Origin of the sequence: Burkholderia sp. AU28863 (assembly GCF_002223195.1) — a bacterium.
Lineage (GTDB): Bacteria > Pseudomonadota > Gammaproteobacteria > Burkholderiales > Burkholderiaceae > Burkholderia > Burkholderia sola.
Map to the genome: position 1 here is coordinate 1 of NZ_NKFE01000027.1, position 1202 is coordinate 1202.

General features: G+C 69.8%; 2 protein-coding genes and 1 pseudogene. All 3 read right to left on the bottom strand.

Annotated elements, in window-relative coordinates; all coding sequences use genetic code 11:
* Positions 1-172: pseudogene (locus CFB81_RS36765) on the bottom strand (cobalamin biosynthesis protein CbiG); the annotation flags it as partial.
* Entirely contained in the window at positions 169-903 is a 735-nt protein-coding gene (locus CFB81_RS34760) for a precorrin-2 C(20)-methyltransferase (protein WP_069620718.1), read from the bottom strand. The pseudogene CFB81_RS36765 and the gene CFB81_RS34760, both read right to left, overlap by 4 nt.
* A partial coding sequence (locus tag CFB81_RS34765) for a precorrin-8X methylmutase (protein WP_179236159.1) occupies positions 900-1202 on the bottom strand: 303 nt, incomplete at its 5' end. The genes CFB81_RS34765 and CFB81_RS34760, both read right to left, overlap by 4 nt.

Here is a 1202-nt window from a genome sequence, read left to right on the forward strand (position 1 = left end):
AGCCGCGCGCATAGAGTTCGCGCAGGTGCGCGCCGAGTTCGTCGAACGGCACGTCGGCATCGACGCGCGATGCGAGACCGTGCACGAGGGCGCCTGGATAACGCGCCTGGATACGTCGCGCGGTATCGAGCGCGCCCGCGCCGAGTATCACGATCGCGGGCGGCGTCGTCATCCTTGCCATTTTTCCCCCGGCACGACGAGCAGCGAGAAATACGGCGACGCCATCGGATCGACTTCGTCGAGCGGCACGATGCGCTGGTTCGCCATCGTCGCGCGCTCGACGTACAGCGCGCGCTTCGCGAGCCCGAGTTCGTCGAGCACGCGCCGCACCTTGTCGAAATTGCGGCCGAGCTTCATCACGACGGCCGCGTCGGCCCGCGCGAGGCGTTCGCGCAGTTCGTGCTCGGGCAGCACGCCCGACAGCACCGACAGGCTCTGGTTGCGATAGACGAGCGGCTGGCCGAGCACGGCCGTGCCGCCGAGCATCGCGCATACGCCGGGAATCACCTCGGCGTCGTAACGCGGCGCGAGCCGGTCGTGCAGGTACATGTACGAGCCGTAGAAGAACGGGTCGCCTTCGCAGATCACCGCGACGTCGCGGCCTGCATCGAGGTGCGCGGCGACGATCTCGGCCGCGGTGTCGTAGAAATCGGCGATCACCGTCTCGTAGCACAGCGGAGGGGGCAGCGCCTCGGTCGTAACCGGGTAGACCAGCGGCAGTTGCGTCTGAGCGTCGAGCAGGTGCGCCTCGACGATGCCGTACGCGTTGCCTTTCTTGCCCTTCGCGACGAAATACGCGACCACGGGCGCCGCCTGCAGCACGCGTAGCGCCTTGATCGTCATCAGTTCGGGATCGCCGGGGCCGACCCCGACGCCGAACAGCCGTCCGCGCGCGCTCGTCATTCGACCTCCGTCGCAAGCGCATTGACCGCGGCGGCGGCCATCGCGCTGCCGCCGCGCCGGCCGAGCAGCGTGACGTACGGCACGCCGCGGCTGTCGGCGTCGAGCGCCGCCTTCGATTCGGCCGCGCCGATGAAGCCGACCGGGAAACCGACGATCAGCGCGGGGCGCGGCGCGCCGGCGTCGATCATGTCGAGCAGGTGGAACAGCGCGGTCGGCGCGTTGCCGATCACGACGACGCTGCCCGCGAGATGCGGACGCCACAGTTCGAGCGCGGCGGCCGAACGCGTGTTGCCGAGGCG

Coding starts and splice junctions, on each gene's coding strand:
- CFB81_RS34760 (WP_069620718.1), bottom strand. CDS start 903: ATGACGAGCGCGCGCGGACGGCTGTTCGGCGTCGGGGTCGGCCCCGGC.